This window comes from Agrobacterium sp. NPDC058088, assembly GCF_042885035.1.
Lineage (GTDB): Bacteria > Pseudomonadota > Alphaproteobacteria > Rhizobiales > Rhizobiaceae > Agrobacterium.
Genome location: NZ_JBHVSU010000001.1, coordinates 713,168 through 731,751, shown reverse-complemented (window position 1 = coordinate 731,751; position 18,584 = coordinate 713,168). Strand labels below are relative to the sequence as shown.

Annotated in this window: 17 protein-coding genes; 7 read left to right on the top strand and 10 right to left on the bottom strand. The window is 59.3% G+C overall.

What is annotated here, in order from left to right; translation table 11 throughout:
• Positions 1–10: 10 nt before the first annotated feature.
• From ACFVTJ_RS03595 to ACFVTJ_RS03585, 3 genes are read left to right on the top strand one after another with little or no spacing between them, the layout of a single operon-like run.
• Positions 11–730: an ABC transporter ATP-binding protein gene (locus ACFVTJ_RS03595; protein ID WP_386904685.1), complete on the top strand. Its 720-nt coding sequence runs from the start codon at positions 11–13 to the stop codon at positions 728–730.
• Complete coding sequence (locus ACFVTJ_RS03590) at positions 720–1,928, top strand: ABC transporter permease (RefSeq protein ID WP_386904682.1); 1,209 nt, start codon at positions 720–722, stop codon at positions 1,926–1,928. The genes ACFVTJ_RS03595 and ACFVTJ_RS03590 overlap by 11 nt, the downstream gene beginning before the upstream one ends.
• A gap of 27 nt (positions 1,929–1,955) precedes the next feature.
• Positions 1,956–2,231 carry a hypothetical protein gene (locus tag ACFVTJ_RS03585; protein WP_386904680.1) on the top strand — a complete coding sequence of 92 codons (276 nt, stop codon included), beginning with the start codon at positions 1,956–1,958 and terminating at the stop codon, positions 2,229–2,231.
• A 216-nt stretch (positions 2,232–2,447) separates the two neighbouring features.
• On the opposite strand, the gene sufA is transcribed toward ACFVTJ_RS03585, so the two are convergent.
• The 8 genes from sufA to ACFVTJ_RS03545 form a co-directional block, all read right to left on the bottom strand.
• On the bottom strand, positions 2,448–2,837 hold the full coding sequence (gene sufA, locus ACFVTJ_RS03580) for a Fe-S cluster assembly scaffold SufA (protein ID WP_004442383.1): 390 nt from the start codon (positions 2,835–2,837) through the stop codon (positions 2,448–2,450).
• Between the two features lie 105 nt (positions 2,838–2,942).
• Positions 2,943–3,326, bottom strand: a complete 384-nt coding sequence (locus tag ACFVTJ_RS03575; RefSeq protein WP_386904677.1) for an SUF system Fe-S cluster assembly protein — start codon at positions 3,324–3,326, stop codon at positions 2,943–2,945.
• Positions 3,327–3,362: 36 nt separating this feature from the next.
• Positions 3,363–4,613 carry a cysteine desulfurase gene (locus ACFVTJ_RS03570; RefSeq protein WP_386904675.1) on the bottom strand — a complete coding sequence of 417 codons (1,251 nt, stop codon included), beginning with the start codon at positions 4,611–4,613 and terminating at the stop codon, positions 3,363–3,365.
• Positions 4,606–5,877, bottom strand: a complete 1,272-nt coding sequence (gene sufD, locus ACFVTJ_RS03565; protein WP_386904673.1) for a Fe-S cluster assembly protein SufD — start codon at positions 5,875–5,877, stop codon at positions 4,606–4,608. The genes ACFVTJ_RS03570 and sufD overlap by 8 nt, the downstream gene beginning before the upstream one ends.
• Before the next feature lie 23 nt (positions 5,878–5,900).
• Positions 5,901–6,656 (bottom strand): Fe-S cluster assembly ATPase SufC, encoded by a 756-nt coding sequence (gene sufC / locus ACFVTJ_RS03560; protein WP_003522658.1) that lies wholly within the window; start codon positions 6,654–6,656, stop codon positions 5,901–5,903.
• 115 nt (positions 6,657–6,771) lie between these two features.
• Entirely contained in the window at positions 6,772–7,113 is a 342-nt protein-coding gene (locus ACFVTJ_RS03555) for a GIY-YIG nuclease family protein (protein ID WP_386904671.1), read from the bottom strand.
• Positions 7,114–7,168: 55 nt separating this feature from the next.
• Positions 7,169–8,638 (bottom strand): Fe-S cluster assembly protein SufB, encoded by a 1,470-nt coding sequence (gene sufB / locus ACFVTJ_RS03550; RefSeq protein ID WP_006698793.1) that lies wholly within the window; start codon positions 8,636–8,638, stop codon positions 7,169–7,171.
• Positions 8,639–8,836: 198 nt separating this feature from the next.
• A complete protein-coding gene (locus ACFVTJ_RS03545; RefSeq protein ID WP_386904669.1) occupies positions 8,837–10,006 on the bottom strand; it encodes a cysteine desulfurase family protein in 1,170 nt (389 codons plus the stop codon).
• Between the two features lie 211 nt (positions 10,007–10,217).
• Here ACFVTJ_RS03545 and ACFVTJ_RS03540 point away from each other — a divergent pair, with 211 nt between their 5' ends.
• A complete protein-coding gene (locus ACFVTJ_RS03540) occupies positions 10,218–10,895 on the top strand; it encodes an alpha/beta hydrolase (protein WP_003495402.1) in 678 nt (225 codons plus the stop codon).
• Positions 10,896–11,132: 237 nt separating this feature from the next.
• On the opposite strand, the gene ACFVTJ_RS03535 is transcribed toward ACFVTJ_RS03540, so the two are convergent.
• Complete coding sequence (locus ACFVTJ_RS03535) at positions 11,133–12,254, bottom strand: anhydro-N-acetylmuramic acid kinase (RefSeq protein ID WP_386904667.1); 1,122 nt, start codon at positions 12,252–12,254, stop codon at positions 11,133–11,135.
• Positions 12,255–12,403: 149 nt separating this feature from the next.
• Between ACFVTJ_RS03535 and tyrS the strand changes: the two genes are divergently transcribed.
• Positions 12,404–13,657, top strand: a complete 1,254-nt coding sequence (gene tyrS / locus ACFVTJ_RS03530) for a tyrosine--tRNA ligase (RefSeq protein ID WP_386904665.1) — start codon at positions 12,404–12,406, stop codon at positions 13,655–13,657.
• Between the two features lie 45 nt (positions 13,658–13,702).
• Here the strand turns inward: tyrS and ACFVTJ_RS03525 are convergent, their stop codons facing one another.
• Positions 13,703–17,086 (bottom strand): DUF3971 domain-containing protein, encoded by a 3,384-nt coding sequence (locus tag ACFVTJ_RS03525; RefSeq protein ID WP_386904663.1) that lies wholly within the window; start codon positions 17,084–17,086, stop codon positions 13,703–13,705.
• A 119-nt stretch (positions 17,087–17,205) separates the two neighbouring features.
• Between ACFVTJ_RS03525 and bcp the strand changes: the two genes are divergently transcribed.
• Entirely contained in the window at positions 17,206–17,673 is a 468-nt protein-coding gene (bcp, locus tag ACFVTJ_RS03520; protein WP_386904661.1) for a thioredoxin-dependent thiol peroxidase, read from the top strand.
• Between the two features lie 16 nt (positions 17,674–17,689).
• Entirely contained in the window at positions 17,690–18,511 is an 822-nt protein-coding gene (locus tag ACFVTJ_RS03515; RefSeq protein WP_386905265.1) for a ferritin-like domain-containing protein, read from the top strand.
• Positions 18,512–18,584 lie beyond the last annotated feature (73 nt).

The window sequence follows — 18,584 nt, the reverse complement described above, 5'->3', positions numbered from 1 at the left end:
GGAGAACCGCATGCAACAGCCGCCGCTCATCGAATTTCGCGATGTCGTCAAGCAATATGGACGCGGCGAAGCGACGATCCGTGCGCTCGATGGCGTCAGCCTTTCCATTCGTGAAAAGGAATTCGTCGCCATCATGGGTCCATCAGGCTCGGGCAAATCCACTTCGATGAACATCATCGGCTGTCTGGATGTGCCAACAGCTGGCGAATATCTTTTTCAGGGCGTGCCGACCAGCGGCTTCGACAATGAGCACCTGACGCTGCTGCGCCGTCACATGCTGGGTTTCGTGTTTCAGGGCTTCAATCTTCTCTCCCGCACCTCGGCGGTGGAAAACGTCGAGCTGCCACTGGTCTATCGCGGCATGAAGGCCTCGGAACGGCGTGAGCGCGCCATGGAGGCGCTGGCGCAGGTGGGACTGAAGGGCCGCGAGGATCACACCACGCAGGAACTTTCCGGCGGCCAGCAGCAGCGTGTGGCCATTGCACGCGCCATCGTTACCCGCCCCGCCCTGCTTCTGGCTGACGAACCGACCGGCAATCTCGATACGAAGACCAGCAACGAGATCATGGATCTGATCACCGCGCTCAACCGCGACAGAGGCATCACCGTCGTCATGGTTACCCATGAAGAGGATATCGCCGCCCATGCGGGGCGCCTGCTGCGTTTCGTCGATGGCCACCTCGCCTCCGATAGTGCAGCGGATAAAAAGGAGACATCCGATGTTCTTTGAAACGTCGCGTCTTGCGCTGCGCGCCATCAGCCGCAACATCTTACGCTCCTTCCTCACCGTGCTCGGCGTCGTCATTGGTGTGGCCGCCGTTATCGCCATGGTCACCATCGGCAACGGCACCACGGAACAGGTGAAATCCGAGCTGTCGCGGCTCGGCACCAACATGCTGTTCGTGCGCCCCGGCCAGTTCGGGCCCGGCCGTGCCAGCACCGAGGCCAAGCGCTTCGATGATCGCGATGTTGAGGCCATCCGCAACCAGATATCAGGCATCCGCGCCGTCGCGCCGCAGAACCGCAGTTCCGCCGCCACAGTCATTTTCGGCGGCAAGAACCACCAGACAAGCGTCATTGGCACCACCAATGATTATCTGATCGCCCAGGACTGGACGATCGCGCTGGGTCGTGACTTCCAGCCCGCCGAAGATCGCGGCGGCCAGATCGGCTGCATCATCGGCGAAACCGTGCGGCAGGAACTGTTCGGTGCGGAAAACCCTGTGGGGCAGACGATCCGCGTCAGCAACATCTCCTGCCCCGTTATCGGTGTGCTGGCGAGAAAAGGCCAGTCCGGCCTCGGCGACGATCAGGACGACACCATCATCATGCCGCTCAAAATCCACCAGCGGCGCATCGGTGGCACCACCACCATCTCCTCGATCATGGTTTCGGCGCAGGATGGCGTTTCGACCGCCAAAGTGCAGAGCGACTTGCAGAACCTGCTGCGCGAACGCCGCCGCATCAACATCGGCCGTGAGGATGATTTCACTGTCAACGACATGACGCAGATCGCCTCGGCCATGACCGGTACGACGACGCTGCTGACCGGGCTTCTGGGTGCGGTCGCGGCCGTCAGCCTGCTGGTCGGCGGTATCGGCATCATGAACATCATGCTGGTCTCGGTAACGGAACGTACCCGCGAGATCGGCATTCGCCTCGCGATCGGCGCGCTGGAAAAACAGGTGCTGACCCAGTTTCTGGTGGAAGCGGTCATGCTGTCGGCCTTCGGCGGCCTCGTCGGTATCCTCACCGGCCTCGGCCTTGCTTATGCCGTCGTGGGTTATCTCAACGTGCCCTTCGTCACCAGCCCGTCCATCATCTTCCTCGCCTTCGCCTTTTCGGCAGCCATCGGGGTGATATTCGGCTATTTTCCCGCTCGGCGGGCGGCGAGTCTCAGCCCGATCGAAGCCCTGAGACACGAGTGAGGGTAAAAGGTAGCGGGAGAAATCTGGATGTTTAAATCCGTATCCGATAGCGCTGCGGCTGCAGACGGCGGATCGCTGGCCCTATTTTTGGAGCGACAGGACGGGCAGACGGAAGTGTTTGTGATCCATCGCTCGCTCGCCTCGCGCGGGACGCCTGACTATAACAGGGTCACGTCAAGCCTCCGGCCACTCTCTGCAGAAGATTGCCGGGAGGTCGCCGCGGCTCTGGAGCCTCTATTGACGACGACGCCATCGGTTCATCCGCTGGCGGATTTTATCGATACGCTGAAACAGCAATCATGATCCTTCGAAAGCTGATTTGCGCGGGACACAGTTTGCGGAAAATGAATCTGAAACTTGTCATCCGTCATCCTCGGGCTTGACCCGAGGATCTACAAACGTCTCAAGCGATTTCACGGGGATGGATCCTCGCGTCAAGCCGAGGATGACGTAGCGTTTGTAGCAACGCCGTGTGCATAAGAAAGGTCTGTCTCTCCATCGCAGAGATAGCGTAACCAATCAAACGCTGGCTTCAGCCTCACGCTGCTTCGCCAGCGCCGCGAGATCCGCAGGCTTCAGCTCAACCGATTCACCGCAGCCGCAGGCGGATGTCTGGTTCGGATTGTTGAAGGTAAAACCGGAGCGCATCTTGGTCACTTCGAAATCCATCTGCGTACCGAGCAGATAAAGCACGGCGGAAGGCTGAACCCAGACTTTAGCGCCTTCGAACTCCACCAGATCGTCCTTCGCATCCGGCTCGGTCACGAGGTCGATGGTATATTCCATGCCCGCGCAGCCGCCCTTCTTGATGCCGACGCGCACGCCCTTGGCGTCCGGTCCGGAATTTTCGACGATCGCCTTAACGCGGGAGGCCGCAGCCCCGGTCATGGTCATGATTGCAAAGCCCATGGGCCCATTCTCCTTCGACAATCGAGTTCAAGGCTCGATGCTTATGGAATTCAATTTAAGTTCGCCTGACGATGTCATCAAGGGATGACACCAGTCAAAATCAAATCAGTACCAGCCGACGGCAACCTGCGCTTCTTCCGACATGCGGTCCGGCGTCCACGGCGGATCGAAGGTCATTTCGACGGTGACACCGGAAACACCTTCGACGGCGCCAACGGCGTTCTCCACCCAGCCCGGCATTTCGCCGGCCACCGGGCAACCGGGTGCCGTCAGCGTCATGACGATCTTGACCATCCGGTCGTCTTCGATATCGATCTTGTAGACCAGCCCGAGTTCGAAGATGTCGGCCGGAATTTCCGGGTCATAAACGGTCTTCAGCACCGCGATCACATCGTCGCTGAGGCGTGCAAGCTCATCAGGCGGAATGGTGGATACCTTTTCCTGAGCTTCGGTCGCATCCTGGGTCTTTGCAGTGGCATCGGCAGTCATGGTCTTAAACCTCAATCCTGATTTCAAGCTGCGATATCAGGCGAAAAATTTGCGCGCATATTCCAGCGCCTCGACAAGAGAGTCTACTTCGGCGCGGGTATTGTAAAGGCCGAACGATGCCCGGCATGTGGAGGTGACGCCGAAGCGTTTCAAGAGCGGCATGGCGCAATGGGTGCCGGCCCGCACAGCAACGCCGCGCCGGTCGATCACCATCGAGACATCATGGGCGTGAATTCCCTCTAGCTCGAAGGAGAAAATGCCGCCTTTGTCAGGCGCGTTGCCGATGATCCGCAGCGAATTGATCTCGCGCAGCCGCTCGGCGGCATAAGCGGCAAGATCGGCCTCGTGTGCTGCAATCGCGGCGCGGCCGAGATTATCCATATAATCGAGCGCATAACCGAGGCCGATCGCCTGCACGATGGGCGGCGTGCCGGCTTCGAAACGGTGCGGCGGTTCATTATAGGTCACGTTGTCCTCGGAAACATCGAGGATCATCTCGCCGCCGCCCTGGAACGGCCGCATCTCGCGCAAGCGGTCAGCCTTGCCATAAAGCACGCCGATGCCCGAGGGACCGTAAAGCTTGTGACCGGTCATCACATACCAGTCGCAATCAATATCGCGCACATCCACCGGCATGTGAACCGCACCCTGCGATCCATCTATCAGCACCGGAATGCCACGTTCATGCGCGATGCGGCAGATTTCTTTCACCGGCACGATGGTACCGAGCGCATTCGACATATGGGTGATGGCAACGAGCTTGGTGCGCTCCGTCAGGCTCTTTTCGAAAGCCTCGATATGAAATGCGCCGTCATCATCAACCGGCACCCAGACCAGCTTGGCGCCCTGCCGCTCGCGGATGAAATGCCATGGCACAATGTTGGAATGATGCTCCATGATCGAGATGACGATCTCGTCGCCCTCGCCGATCTTGGGCATGCCGTAACCATAGGCAACCGTATTGATCGCCTCAGTGGAAGATTTGGTAAAGACGATCTCGTCCACCGAACCGGCATTGAGGAACCGGCGCGCTTTTTCGCGCGCCGCCTCATAGGCATCGGTTGCGGCATTGGAGAGGAAATGCAGGCCGCGATGCACATTGGCGTACTCGTTTGCATAAGCATGCGAAACGGCGTCGATCACCACCTGCGGTTTTTGAGCGGACGCGCCATTGTCGAGATAGACCAGCGGCTTGCCATAGACCTCGCGCGACAGGATCGGGAAATCCCGGCGCACGGCTTCGATGTCATAAGGGGCCGCCACTGCGGCGCGTTCGCTCTCAGGCATGATGTTCCAGCCAGCCGGAAATGATCGTCTCCAGCGCCTCTACCAGATTTTCTTCTTCCAGTTCCTCGACGATCTCGGCAACGAAGGCGTTGACGAGCATCGCCCGTGCCTTCACCCGCGGAACGCCGCGCGCCATCAGGTAGTAGAGATGATTGTCGCTGATATCGGCAACCGTTGCACCATGGCCGCACTGAACGTCATCGGCGAAGATTTCCAGTTCCGGCTTTGCCGAGAACTCGCCATCGTCAGACATCAGAAGCGTGTTGCAGGCCATCTTCGCGTCGGTCTTCTGCGCATCCGGTGCGACCCGGATCATGCCCTGGAAAATGCCCTTTGCACGGTCGAACACCACGTTGCGGAAAACTTCCGTCGAGGTCGTGTTCGGCACGTTGTGGCCAAGAACCATCGTCACATCAGTGTGGGTTTCGCCACCAATCAGGTTGACGCCGCGAACGATGAGGTCAGTGCCCTCGCCTTCCACGTCGATGCGCAGTTCCTGCCGCACCAGCTTGCCGCCGGCATTGACCAGGAAGAGACGCAGCTTGGCTTCCGCACCAAGCTTGATGCGCAGCTGACCAAGGTGAATATCGGCGGCGCCCTGCTGTTGCAACAGAATCCAGGTTGCTTCCGCGCCATCCTCAACGACGATATCGCTGACTGAGGAGACCAGTGCCGCATCAGATGTCACCGAAAGGTGACGCTCAATGACGGTCGCTTTCGAACCCTTGCCAAAGCGCACCGGGAAGCGGCTGTGAACCTGGCCTGCGCCATGGATCGCCTGCAGTTCGATCGGCTTGTCGAGCTCAGCATCGGCGGGAATTTCGACCATGAGGCCGTCACGCACGAAGCTGCCATTGATGCGGCCAATCGTGTCATCCTTGCTGGCTTCCGCCAGACCTGCGGCGGCAGAGCCGTCGAGAAGGCTGTCGGCAAAACGCGATACGCTGACGCCATCGACCTTGCCGATATCGGCCGTACCGTGCAGCACATAAGCGACGGACGAACCGGCGACGACAGATGTCGCCTTCTCGATCACAGGTGCGGGCCGGTCTTCGGGAACCGTGCGCAGCAGGCTCTTCAGATCGGTATAGTGCCAGGCCTCGATGCGACGGGTCGGAAGACCGCCGGTCTTCAGATCGTCGAACAGCACGTCACGCGCGGCAACCACGGCGCCATCGCCGGGAAGCTCGCTGAACTTAGCGGTGTAGGCATCGACCAGCGCGGTTTCCGCTGGCGTCATCCGGTTGGTAGCTTGAATGTTCATGGACATCACCTCCTGGCCTTCGATCAGGCCGCTTCACCGATGATGTCGGCGTAACCGTTGTTTTCCAGTTCCAGCGCGAGAGCCTTGTCACCCGAGCGGATGATCTTGCCCTTGTAGAGAACATGCACGCTGTCAGGCACGATATAATCGAGCAGGCGCTGATAGTGGGTGATGACGACGGTGGCGCGATCCGGCGACTTCAGCGCGTTGACGCCGTCAGCCACGATCTTCAGGGCGTCGATATCGAGGCCGCTATCGGTTTCGTCGAGAACGCAGAGTTTCGGCTCCAACAGCGCCATCTGCAGGATTTCGGCGCGCTTCTTCTCACCACCGGAGAAACCGACGTTGAGCGGACGCTTCAGCATCTCCATGTCGATCTTCAGATCGCCGGCCGCTTCCTTGACGCGGCGGATAAAGTCCGGCGTCGTCAGTTCGGACTCGCCGCGCGCCTTGCGCTGCTCGTTCATCGCAACCTTCAGGAACTGCATGGTGGCAACGCCGGGAATTTCGACCGGGTACTGGAAGGCAAGGAAGATGCCCTTGGCAGCGCGCTCGGCGGCATCCAGTTCCAGAATGCTTTCGCCGTTATAGAGAATGTCACCGGAGGTGACTTCGTAGTCCTCACGGCCCGACAGGATATAGGACAGCGTCGACTTGCCGGAACCGTTCGGCCCCATGATGGCGGCAACCTCACCGGCAGCAACCTTCAGGTTGAGACCCTTGATGATCTCGGTTTCGGTATCGGCGATCTTTGCGTGCAGGTCGATGATTTCAAGCATGGTATTGTTCCTGTTCATGGTGCGGTTTCAAGGACCGCCTCGTAGACCCGGTTTGCGGGTCGCTCTCAATTCTCACATCCGTCATCCTCGGGCTCGTCCCGAGGATCTAATCACGTCAATTATAGTCATCCGACGCCAGCGTATTCGGGTGCGGCACATAAGCGTTTTCGATCTCATCAATGCGCTCAAAAAGATCGAGCCACGTTGGGTTCAGCTCTTCGATCAACTTGATTTTCCACTCACGAAGATAGCGCTTCAACGATTTCTCCCGCTGGACCGCCAAAACGATGTTTGGGTGGGTTTCAAACCAGACGAGATTTTTCGCCTGATATTTTTCTGTGTAACCCTTCCGTTCAGCGTTTCGATGCTCCCATACCCGTCCCGATAAATCGCTCGTGACACCGGTATAAATTACCCCGCGCGGTTTGTCAGACATCATGTAGACGAAGCCACTCATTCTAACAGCCACCGCAGCAGATCCTCGGGACAAGCCCGAGGATGACGAGGAAAACTTATCCCACAGAACCTTCCAGCGAAATGCCGATCAGCTTCTGCGCTTCCACGGCAAATTCCATCGGCAGTTCCTGAATGACTTCCTTTACGAAGCCGTTGACGATCAGCGCGATGGCCGCTTCTTCGGGAATGCCGCGCTGCAGGCAGTAGAACAGCTGGTCTTCGGAAATCTTGGACGTCGTCGCCTCATGCTCGAAGTGAGCGGAGGAATTCTTTGCCTCGATATAGGGCACGGTATGCGCGCCGCACTTGTCGCCGATCAGCAGCGAGTCGCACTGCGTGAAGTTACGCGTGTTCGTCGCCTTGCGGTGGGCCGAGACCTGGCCGCGATAGACGTTTTCCGAGAAACCGGCGGCAATGCCCTTGGCGATGATGCGGCTCGACGTGTTCTTGCCGAGATGGATCATCTTGGTGCCTGAGTCGATCTGCTGGTGGCCGTTGGAAACCGCGATCGAATAGAACTCGCCACGGCTGTCATCGCCGCGCAGAATGCAGGACGGGTATTTCCAGGTGATGGCCGAACCGGTTTCCACCTGCGTCCACGAAATCTTCGAGCGGTTGCCACGGCAATCACCGCGTTTGGTCACGAAGTTATAGATGCCGCCCTTGCCTTCCTTGTCGCCCGGATACCAGTTCTGGACGGTGGAATATTTGATTTCGGCATCATCAAGCGCCACCAGTTCGACAACGGCGGCGTGAAGCTGGTTCTCGTCGCGCTGCGGCGCGGTGCAGCCTTCCAGATAGGAGACGTAAGCGCCTTCTTCGGCGATGATCAGCGTGCGCTCGAACTGGCCGGTGTTCTTCTCGTTGATGCGGAAATAGGTGGAAAGCTCCATCGGGCACCGCACACCCTTGGGCACGAACACGAAGGAACCGTCGGTAAAGACGGCCGAGTTCAGCGTGGCGTAGAAATTGTCCGTCGTCGGAACGACCGAGCCCAGATATTTCTTCACCAGCTCGGGGTGCTCACGCACGGCTTCCGAGATCGACATGAAGATGACGCCGGCCTTCGCCAATTCCGCCTTGAAGGTGGTGACGACGGAGACACTGTCGAACACGGCATCCACCGCAACCTGACGCTTTTCGACGCCAGCGAGAATTTCCTGTTCTTTCAGCGGAATGCCGAGCTTTTCATAGACCTTCAGCAGCTCCGGGTCGACTTCATCGAGCGACTTCGGGCCGGGCGTGCTTTTTGGCGCGGCGTAATAATAGAGATCGTTGAAGTCGATCTTGGGGTAGCTGACGCGCGCCCAGGTCGGCTCTTCCATCGTCAGCCAGCGCTTGTAAGCCTCAAGACGCCATTCCAGCATCCATTCCGGCTCCTGCTTCTTGGCCGAGATGAAACGGATCACCTCTTCCGAAAGACCCTTCGGGGCCTTGTCGACTTCGATATTGGTTTCGAAGCCGTATTTATACTGGTCCACATCGATCTGGCGGACCTGATCGATCGTTTCCTGAACCGCTGCCATGTCGTTCTCCAATCTCGCCGGAGCCAAGGTCCGGTGGCTTGTCAACGTATCAAGGCGGAAAGCCGCCTTATTCATCTTCGGGCAAATCGCTCCGAGCCGTCGGCCGGGGCAGAGCTTATACCCATGTAGGTGCGGGATGGCGCTTTTCACACATCCCGGCAAGCGGAAAATTGCTATTCCGCAATTCTTTGCCGCATTTTAAGCGGCCTGACCGGACAGCTTGCGCCGTCCGGCAATTTTTGCAAACGCCGCAAGCGTCCTGTCGATATCGGCCTCGTCAGTTGCGTGACCGAGAGAAATCCTGAGCGCGCCGAGCTTGGGATCGTGCCCCATCGCGCTCAGCACATGGCTTTCGCCCACCTTGCCCGATGAGCAGGCCGAGCCGGCGGAAAGTGCGATACCTTCTATATCGAAGGCGATCTGCCCGGTCTCGGCCTTCAGGCCCGGAAGCGTAAAAAACGTGGTGTTGGCGACGCGCATGACATCGTCGCCGTGGATGATCACATCAGGCGCGTTCACCCGCATACCGTTTTCCAGCCGCGCCCGCAGCGCGGAAAGACGCGCCGCCTCGGCCTCGACATTCCGAGCAGCAACAGCGGCTGCAGCACCAAAACCAATAACAGACAGAGTATTTTCCGTACCCGAACGATGGCCCTTTTCCTGCCCGCCCCCATGGATCAGCGGCTTCGGCATCATCACCTCGCCGCGCGAAATGAGAGCGCCGGCACCCTTCGGGCCGCCGAGCTTGTGAGACGAAATCACAATAAAATCGGCATCGAGCGCGTTGATATCGAGCGGAATACGGCCGGCCGCCTGAACAGCGTCGACAACCATCAGGCCGCCTGCCGCATGAACCAGCCGCGCTGCTTCCGTCACGGGCTGGAGAATGCCGGTCTCGTTATTGACGAGCATGCAGGCGACCAGCGGCAGACCAGCGGATTTATCATGCGAGGACAACAGCCCCTCAAGTGCCGCGAGATCGAGAACACCGGCTGACGTTACGGGAATTTCCGTTACGTTATCCTTGTTGAACCGGCCGCCTTCGCGGAAAGCCGGGTGCTCGATCGCAGATACATAAAGATGGCTCACCCGGACCGGACTGCGCCCCATTTTGAAATCCGGTGTCAGCACCAGATTGGCAGCTTCCGTCGCGCCGCTGGTGAAGGTCACGTGGGAGGCCTCAGCTCCGGTCAGCACCGCAACTTCGCGGCGGGCAGTCTCGATTGCGGCGCGGGCGGCCCGGCCTTCGCGGTGCACGGAAGACGGGTTACCAGCCACGTCGAGCGCAGACACGAGAACCTCCCGCACGGCCGGCAGAAGCGGCGCCGTGGCGTTCCAGTCCATATATGTGCGCGTCAAAACCGTCATGGCGGTGAGGCTTTATCCAATCTTCCATGCGCAAAAACGCATTTTTCTTGAAATTACAGTTGCGCTTGCCTTATGACACGGTCCGAGTGCTTAAGCACACGCAAAGTTTCGAATTATTCTAAACTGCGTTCTAGAAAAGATGACACAGTTCGTCAAGTCTTCTCATGGGTAGAATGCGGTTGGAGAATGAAAAAACACGACCGGAGTACCAATGCCCGAAGTCATCTTTAACGGCCCTGCGGGTCGCCTCGAAGGCCGTTATCAACCCTCCAAGGAAAAGAGCGCGCCGATAGCGATCATCCTTCATCCGCACCCGCAGTTTGGCGGCACGATGAACAACCAGATCGTCTATCAGCTCTTTTATCTTTTCCAGAAGCGCGGTTTCACGACGCTCCGGTTCAATTTCCGTTCGATTGGCCGCAGCCAGGGCGAGTTCGATCACGGTGCGGGCGAGCTGTCCGACGCCGCCTCGGCGCTCGACTGGGTGCAGAGCCTGCATCCCGATTCTAAGAGCTGTTGGGTGGCGGGTTACTCCTTTGGCGCCTGGATCGGCATGCAGCTTCTGATGCGCCGTCCGGAAATCGAAGGTTTCATGTCGATTGCGCCGCAACCGAATACCTACGACTTCTCCTTCCTCGCGCCCTGCCCGTCGTCGGGCCTCATCATCAATGGCGATGCCGACAAGGTTGCCCCTGAGAAGGATGTGAATGGCCTGGTTGAGAAGCTCAAGACCCAGAAAGGCATCCTCATCACCCACCGCACCCTTCCGGGCGCCAACCACTTCTTCAACGGCAAGGTGGATGAGTTGATGGGCGAATGCGAGGACTATCTTGATCGTCGCCTGAATGGTGAACTGGTGCCGGAACCGGCGGCCAAGCGTATTCGGTGATTTGCCGAGCATTGGCAGGGTAGGTTTTATCCCTTCGATAACTGCGGCGGGTGTGGTTCACCCCCCTCTGCCCTGCCGGGCATCTCCCCCACAGGTGGGAAGATCGAATCGCGGCGACCTTTCGGCCATATTCAACGGTAGAGTTTCAGGCGAGGAGCAGGCGTCTAGTTGATCTCCCTCCTTGTGGGGGAGATGCCCGGCAGGGCAGAGGGGGGTAAGCCCCATCCTCCTTCGTCATTAGCGTCGCACCAACACCCCACCTGTCACCGGCTCCTCCACCCCCGTCGTACCGGGATAGGTCAACGGCAGCCCCTTCAGCGAACGCACCGCCAGATAGGCCCAGGCCTCCGCCTCCATCGCGCCGCCATCAAAACCCGCCTCCTCCGCCGCAATCACCCGCGCACCGACCTTAGCGGCAAGGTTAGCAAACTCTTCCATGATCACCGGGTTCAACCGCCCGCCACCACAGACCACATAGGTCCTCGCCGCCTCCGGCAGATAACTTGCCGACTTCAGAATGGCAGCGCCTGTCAGATGCGCCAGCGTGCGCGCGCCGTCCGCCAGAGAGACCTCGCCCTTTTGCGGAGGCGCAAAATCGCTGCGATCTAGCGAACGGCGAATATTGGCGGAAAAGAACGAGCTTTCCATATATCGCGCCACCAGCGAGAAAACGACACTGCCACCCGCCGCCGTCCTGCCGCCCTTGTCGAAAGCCTTGCCCGTATGCGCTTCGATCCACTGGTCGATCAACATATTGCCGGGACCGCTGTCGAAAGCGGCAAGCTGGCCAGCTTCACCGATGTAGGTGAGGTTGGAGATACCGCCGATATTGACGAAGACCGCAGGCGTCTCAAACCCGTCAGGCAGATTGGCGGAGAGTGCCATGTGGTAGGCGGGGATCAGTGGCGCGCCCTGCCCGCCATGCACCATGTCATTGGCGCGCATATCGTAAACCACATCGATGCCGACTTCTTCCGCTAGCAGCGCGCCGTCGCCGATCTGTACCGTCAGCGCCTCGTCCGGCCTGTGCAGCACCGTCTGGCCATGAAAACCGATGACATCGATATCACCGGGCTGAAGCCGGTGACGGTGGAGAAAGGATTTCACCGCCGCCGCATGGGCAAGCGTCAGCTTGCGCTCGGCCTCATCAAGATCGCCGGGGCGCTCGCGACGCTCACAAATGGATTTCGCTGTCGTCAGCGCCTTCTGCCAGATGGTTCGCAGGCCGGGATCATAGGGAAAATAACCGCTCGGCCCATGCCGAACCACGCTTTCACCATCCGTGCGCAACAGGGCGATATCGATGCCGTCCATCGATGTGCCGCTCATCAGCCCGATTGCCGTTTTGACCTCGCCCACCTGCCGCTCCCCTGCAATCTCGAATCATGCTTGCCTTGAATCCCGACATTCATGGCCGAAACGGGTGCACATTTCAAAAAACAATGATAAAGCCGCCACGGTCATTGGTTTTCGATGGCCGCACAGATCAAACCAGAAAGTCAAAGGTTATGTCCAGGTTCAAGTCCGATTTCCTCCGCACGCTCGATGAGCGCGGCTTCATTCACCAGATCTCCGATGAGGCAGGTCTCGACGAACTGTTCGCCAAGGAAACCGTGACCGCCTATATTGGCTATGACCCGACGGCCTCAAGTTTGCATGTTGGCCACCTCACCCAGATCATGATGCTGCACTGGATGCAGAAGACCGGCCACCAGCCGATCTCGCTAATGGGTGGCGGCACCGGCATGGTTGGTGATCCCTCCTTCAAGGAAGAGGCCCGCAAGCTGATGACGATCGACATGATCGAGGACAACATCACCTCGCTCAAGCATGTCTTCGCCAATTACCTCGATTACGATCGCGCCGAGAACCCGGCGCTGATGATCAACAATGCCGACTGGCTGCGTGGTCTGAATTACCTTGAATTCCTGCGCGATGTTGGCCGCCACTTCTCGGTCAACCGCATGCTGTCCTTCGACAGCGTGAAGACGCGCCTCGACCGCGAGCAGTCGCTGTCCTTCCTCGAATTCAACTACATGATCCTGCAGGCCTACGACTTCGTGGAGCTGAACCAGCGGACAGGCTGCCGCCTGCAGATGGGCGGCTCTGACCAGTGGGGCAACATCATCAACGGCATCGACCTCGGTCACCGCATGGGGACACCACAGCTTTACGCGCTGACCTCGCCGCTTCTGACCACCTCTTCGGGTGCCAAGATGGGCAAGTCGGCGTCGGGTGCGGTATGGCTGAACAAGGACCTGCTGCCGGTCTATGATTTCTGGCAGTACTGGCGCAATACAGAAGATGCTGACGTCGTGCGCTTCGCCAAGTTGTTCACCACCCTGCCGATGGATGAAATCGCTCGCATTGCGGCGCTTGGCGGATCGGAGATCAACGAAGCGAAGAAAATTCTCGCAACGGAAGTAACGGCGATCCTGCATGGCCGCGCCGCTGCGGAAGAAGCTGCCGAAACGGCGCGCAAGACCTTCGAGGAAGGCGCGCTCGCCGAAAACCTGCCCTCCATCGAGGTTCCTGCATCCGAACTCGAAGCCGGCGTCGGCGTGCTCTCCCTCATCGTCCGTGCCGGCCTTGCCGGTTCGAATGGCGAAGCCCGCCGCCACGTTCAGGGCGGTGCGGTGAAGATCAACGATCAGGGCATTTCCGACGAGCGTCAGATGATCGGCACCGGTGAGGTGACCGGCGACGGCGTCATCAAGCTATCGGTTGGCAAGAAGAAGCACGTTCTGGTTCGCCCGGCGTAAAAGCTGCGCAAAACGTCTGATGAAGGGCCGCGAAAGCGGCCCTTTTTATTGAAACTCGAAAATCTGCCGGAAGACACCGGGCGCAATCAGCGACAGCGGGTTGATCGTCAGCTTCGGCTGGTCCGTCTGGCCGGAAAGCTTGAAGGTGATGCCGAGCAGGCCGCGGTCACGGCCGTTGCCGAGGAAGATGCCGATGAAGGGCAACTCGCCGAACAGCCGGTTCAGCCCGTAGGCGGGCATGAAGGTGCCGGTCATGTCCATGCGGCCATTCTGATCCTTCAGCAGCCCCTGGAATGTTGCGCCGATCTGTTCACCGCGCACAACCCCGTTTTCCACCGCGATCGAACCGTTGACATAAACGACGCGGGCAAAGCCCCGCTGGAATTTTTCCGAGCTGACATCGATGTTGCGGCGCACCGCATTGTTAAGGCTCCTGCCGTCCTCTCCCGTTGGCGTGGCGACGATGTCCTGCAATTTGGCTTCGTTAAGGACCGCAAAATTGCGCAGGTCGAGCGAACCGCTCCAGTCGCTTCCATTGGACGTGGTCAGTGACAGGTTCAGAAGACCACCGCGGATGCGGCTGTAGATATTGGCAAAACGGGCGAGCGAACCGGCGTCGCTGCTGGTCAATGTCACAGTGCCCGCCGATCCGCGATTGGTGGTCTGCGCCACGACCGCCTGACCATTGCCGGTGACGCCTCGCACGTCGATCGAGCGGACCTTGCCATCGCGCACGCTGACATCGGCATTGACGTTGGCAAGCACCTCGTCGTTGAAACCGTACACCTTGTCGAACTGCGCCTTCACGGAAAGCGTGGGCTGCGAACGGGATGTGCCGTCGCCACCATTCGAGGAACTGCGCAGCTTCGAGATGAAGGGCCGCAGATCGGCCGATTTCCCCGACGCATTGACGATATAGCCGTTCTTCGAGGCAGCGACCGAAACGGCATAATTATCGGCTGGCGAAAGTTTCACGCGGCTGAGATCGGCGGAAATCAAACCGTTTTTGCTGAAGACAATGTCGCCGGCGGCACCGAAGCCATCCCCATCGAGGGAGAAGTCGCTGATCGTCGTGCGCCCGTCCGCCGCTTGCATGGTGAAGGCGGCGCTGGCGGGAATGCCGATGCCCTTGCTCCAGCCAAGCCCCGGCAGGATGATCGATGCCTTGGTAAGATCGAGCTTGATGTCCTGGCTCTTGGGGTCGGCGCCGTTGATTTCGATCGCCGTCGTACCGCCAAGGACGGTGGAAAGTTCGGGCGCGAGCTTGGCGACCTGCGTCTCGTTCAAGGTGGCTTTCAGGGACAGGGTGGGAGCGATATTGCTGTTCTTGCGCACCGGCTCCGTCATCACAATATCCATCGGCACATCATCCACCCGGCCCTTGCCCTCCAGTTTAAGCTGCTGGTCGTTCAGCGACATGAAACCATCAAGCGCGGTCACCCTGTGGCCGGCGAAGGGTTTGGTCAGCGCCAGGTTCTTCAGGTCGAGATCGGCGGTCCACACCGGCGGCGGCGGGTTCTGGCTGGAAAGCATGCCAACGGTCAGTTTCGCATTGGCATTGACGTCGCCGGTGAAATCCTCTGGCTTGAACTGGGTATCCTTGAGCGCATTGATGGGTTTGAGCGTCGCAAGCTCCGCCACGGCATCGGCCGAGCCCGAAACATTCAGGTCGAGATTGCCGAGCAGCGGCTTCTCATACACATCTGAAATGAGAAAGCGGCTGTTCTCCAGCGAAAGCGTCCGGTTGGACGGAAAATAGGATGTCCCCTCCTTGATATCGACTGTCATCTTGCCGCCGACGAGGTCGAAATGCGCATCGACATCGCGCAGCGGCGGTATGTCGCCTGTTGTGTTGAGGCGCGTCTCGTCAATGTCGAAGCGGATCTGCATCTCGCTTTCGCCCAGCACCAGCGGGCAGCCGGGGCCGCACATACGCCCCTGCGGAATGAAGATCGCGATTGACCCATTGGTGATGGTGCCGCCGTAAAGATTGGAGACCACCCAGTCGCGCGGCTTGTGCGCCATCCAGAACGGCCAGAGCTGTTTGACGGCTGTCGCCTCCATCTTCGGAATCTGGCCGCCAAAGCTGATTTCCGGCGAACCCTCGCCAAACCGGATTTTCAGCGACCCCGCCATGTCTCCGAGCGGGCCGCTGACGTAAAGCGAGGGAACGTCGAGCTGCCTCGTGGCCGTCGTAAAATGGCCGTCCGCTTTCAGGTTGAAAGGAACGGGTGCTTCGCCCGAGGCTTCGGAGGAAGCGACGCCATTGTCTACTCTCAGTGAAAGGCCGAAGCCCTCTTCCGTATCGCTGATTTCACCGTTGACGGGAATAATCGTCCGCCCGAGTTCCACCCGTGAATTGTCGATGACCAGGCTGTTTTTTGCAAAATCATAACGCGCATGCACCGTGCCGGTCGTGAACGGCTGGGACTCGCCGCCAATCATCAGCGTTCCATTGCCAAGGCCGAGCGAAACGTCCAGCCGCGGCTCCTGCGCCGCCGTGGCCCGCCGGGCGACGATATTCACGCCGGTCTTGACGTTCAGGCCTTCATGGAGATTTCCGTCGGGATCGAATTTTTCGAGGAACGGGCCGATATCGAAACCGTCGATGCGGGCATCAAAACCATCAATCATACCGCCCGCGCCGGAGGTCCTCAGCGACACGCTGGCTATTTCCCCGTTAAACAGGGTTTCTCCATCAAGCGAATATCCGCCCTGCTGATCCGGCGTCAGCGACAGTTCCCGCACTTCGATGGTGCGCGGCTTGCCCTGTTCACCGGGCGGCAGGTGCACCGAAACGCTGGAAATATCGATTTCTTCGGTGCCGCTGCTCAGAAAAGCCTGGGCAAGCTTGTCAAGTTGCCCGAAGGCCGCCTGCAATTGCTGCGGCACGGCCTCAAGCTTGATGCTGGCGAGATCGAAACCGTTGCCCTTTGGCAAAAGCGCCGTGTCGAGTTCCATGCCGTCTGCTTCGAGGCTCTGCACCGATACGTGGCCGGCCAGAAGCGCAAGAGGATCGAGCGCCATGCCGATCGCCCGGGCCCGGCTCAGATGCTGGCCGGAGTCCTTCTCAATGATATCCACGTCCTCGGCCACCAGCGCCAGCCGCAGCCCGGTGGAAAAGCGGATCGCCGAGGAGCCGATCCGCGCGCTGTAATGGGGTCCGAGCGCCTTTTCCAACGCCTGCTGCGCCTGGCTCGAAAGCGTCTTGTCGATGGAGCCGGTCTCGACCGACAGGATGATGCCGCCGATGGACAGGAAGGCCAGCACGAAAAGGGCCGCAAAAATCTTGCAGAAAGCGCGCATCATGGAGCGCGGCGGCGGGCAATGCACGATGATCGGGTCTTCGGCCTGAGCCGAAGGAAGCTCATGCAGCGCGATCATATCGCGCTTGCCGAACGTAACCTTTTCACCCCTTATTTCAGACATACGCCCGTGTTTGCCTCTAAGTAGCTTTTGTTTCGCCGCAACACTGGACGACGCGCGGTTTCGCTATATATCGAATGTGGCGACTTTCCCTCAACATCCCGGCGAAAGAAAGGTAGATTATGACAGACTTGACGATTGGCAGCACAGCCCCCGATTTCACCTTGCCCCGTAATGGTGAAGGGACGGTGACATTGTCGAAATTACAAGGCAAGGCCGTCATCCTCTATTTCTACCCGAAGGACGATACATCGGGCTGCACCGCCGAAGCGATCGACTTCAGCGCGCTCGGCGGAGAATTCGAGGCAGCCAATGCCGTCGTCATCGGAATTTCGCCCGACAGTGTCAAAAGCCACGACAAATTTGCGGCAAAACATTCCCTTTCCGTCATACTCGCCTCCGACGAGGAGAGGAAGGTTCTGGAAGCCTACGGCGTCTGGAAGGAAAAAAGCATGTATGGGAAAAAATACATGGGTGTTGAACGCACCACCTTCCTCATCGGGCGGGATGGCACGATCGCCGAAATCTGGAACAAGGTGAAGGTTGCCGGTCACGCCCAGGCCGTTCTCGAGGCCGCAAAAAAGCTTTGAGGACCCTCCAGCCGTGATGCTTCCGGCCAAAATCATGTCCCTGCGCGGCGGCGCCACGGAAGCGATCGCCAGTGCCGATCTCGACCGAAAGACCGAACTCGCGCAGGAAACGGCAACGCGCTGGTTCGAGCGCCGGCTGTCATTGCGCTCGCCGCTCGATCCGCCCCTGCCCGAGCGACCGGGCAAGCCTGCGAAGCCGGAACTCGTTCCACCGACCGCGGTGGAGCGCCGTTCGCTTCACAGCGTCAAGGGTCGCATCGCCCTCCTGCACGCCATCGCCCATATCGAACTCAACGCCGTCGATCTCGCGCTCGATATCGTCGCCCGTTATGCCAGCGAGCCGGTGCCCTATTCCTTTTTCGATGGCTGGATGCAGGTCGCTTTCGAGGAAGCGAAACATTTCCGGCTGGTTCGGGACCGGCTGCGAAGCCTCGGGGCCGATTATGGGGACCTGCCCGCCCATGACGGGCTTTGGCAGGCCGCGCATTCCACCCGCAACGATCTGACCGCGCGGCTTGCGGTCGTGCCGCTCATCCTTGAGGCGCGTGGGCTTGACGTCACTCCTTCCCTGCAGGCCAAGATGCGCGAGACCGGCGATCTGGAAAGCGCTGCGGTTCTCGATGTGATCTATAATGACGAAAAGGGCCACGTCGCGATCGGCGCCAAATGGTTCCGTTTCCTCTGCGCGCGCGAAAAGAAGGATCCTGCCGCGACCTTCAGGCAGCTGGTCCGCGCCAATTTCCGTGGCCCGCTGAAACCGCCTTTCAACGACCTCGCCCGCGCCGAAGCCGGCCTGACGCCGTCCTTTTACCGCTCGCTCACATCCGTAAGCCAATAGCCGACAATACCGAAACGCCTCTCCGGCAAAACTTTGTTAACCTTAACGAATTATGATTTCGCTTAAGAAATCG

Bases quoted from the DNA above. Each gene is read 5' to 3' on its own strand.
- ACFVTJ_RS03545 (WP_386904669.1), bottom strand. From the start codon at position 10,006: ATGACGGTTTTGACGCGCACATATATGGACTGGAACGCCACGGCGCCG.
- ACFVTJ_RS03590 (WP_386904682.1), top strand. From the start codon at position 720: ATGTTCTTTGAAACGTCGCGTCTTGCGCTGCGCGCCATCAGCCGCAAC.
- tyrS (WP_386904665.1), top strand. From the start codon at position 12,404: ATGTCCAGGTTCAAGTCCGATTTCCTCCGCACGCTCGATGAGCGCGGC.
- ACFVTJ_RS03585 (WP_386904680.1), top strand. From the start codon at position 1,956: ATGTTTAAATCCGTATCCGATAGCGCTGCGGCTGCAGACGGCGGATCG.
- ACFVTJ_RS03555 (WP_386904671.1), bottom strand. From the start codon at position 7,113: ATGAGTGGCTTCGTCTACATGATGTCTGACAAACCGCGCGGGGTAATT.
- sufA (WP_004442383.1), bottom strand. From the start codon at position 2,837: ATGGGCTTTGCAATCATGACCATGACCGGGGCTGCGGCCTCCCGCGTT.
- ACFVTJ_RS03595 (WP_386904685.1), top strand. From the start codon at position 11: ATGCAACAGCCGCCGCTCATCGAATTTCGCGATGTCGTCAAGCAATAT.
- sufD (WP_386904673.1), bottom strand. From the start codon at position 5,877: ATGAACATTCAAGCTACCAACCGGATGACGCCAGCGGAAACCGCGCTG.
- sufB (WP_006698793.1), bottom strand. From the start codon at position 8,638: ATGGCAGCGGTTCAGGAAACGATCGATCAGGTCCGCCAGATCGATGTG.
- ACFVTJ_RS03540 (WP_003495402.1), top strand. From the start codon at position 10,218: ATGCCCGAAGTCATCTTTAACGGCCCTGCGGGTCGCCTCGAAGGCCGT.
- bcp (WP_386904661.1), top strand. From the start codon at position 17,206: ATGACAGACTTGACGATTGGCAGCACAGCCCCCGATTTCACCTTGCCC.
- ACFVTJ_RS03515 (WP_386905265.1), top strand. From the start codon at position 17,690: ATGCTTCCGGCCAAAATCATGTCCCTGCGCGGCGGCGCCACGGAAGCG.
- ACFVTJ_RS03570 (WP_386904675.1), bottom strand. From the start codon at position 4,613: ATGCCTGAGAGCGAACGCGCCGCAGTGGCGGCCCCTTATGACATCGAA.
- sufC (WP_003522658.1), bottom strand. From the start codon at position 6,656: ATGCTTGAAATCATCGACCTGCACGCAAAGATCGCCGATACCGAAACC.
- ACFVTJ_RS03575 (WP_386904677.1), bottom strand. From the start codon at position 3,326: ATGACTGCCGATGCCACTGCAAAGACCCAGGATGCGACCGAAGCTCAG.
- ACFVTJ_RS03525 (WP_386904663.1), bottom strand. From the start codon at position 17,086: ATGTCTGAAATAAGGGGTGAAAAGGTTACGTTCGGCAAGCGCGATATG.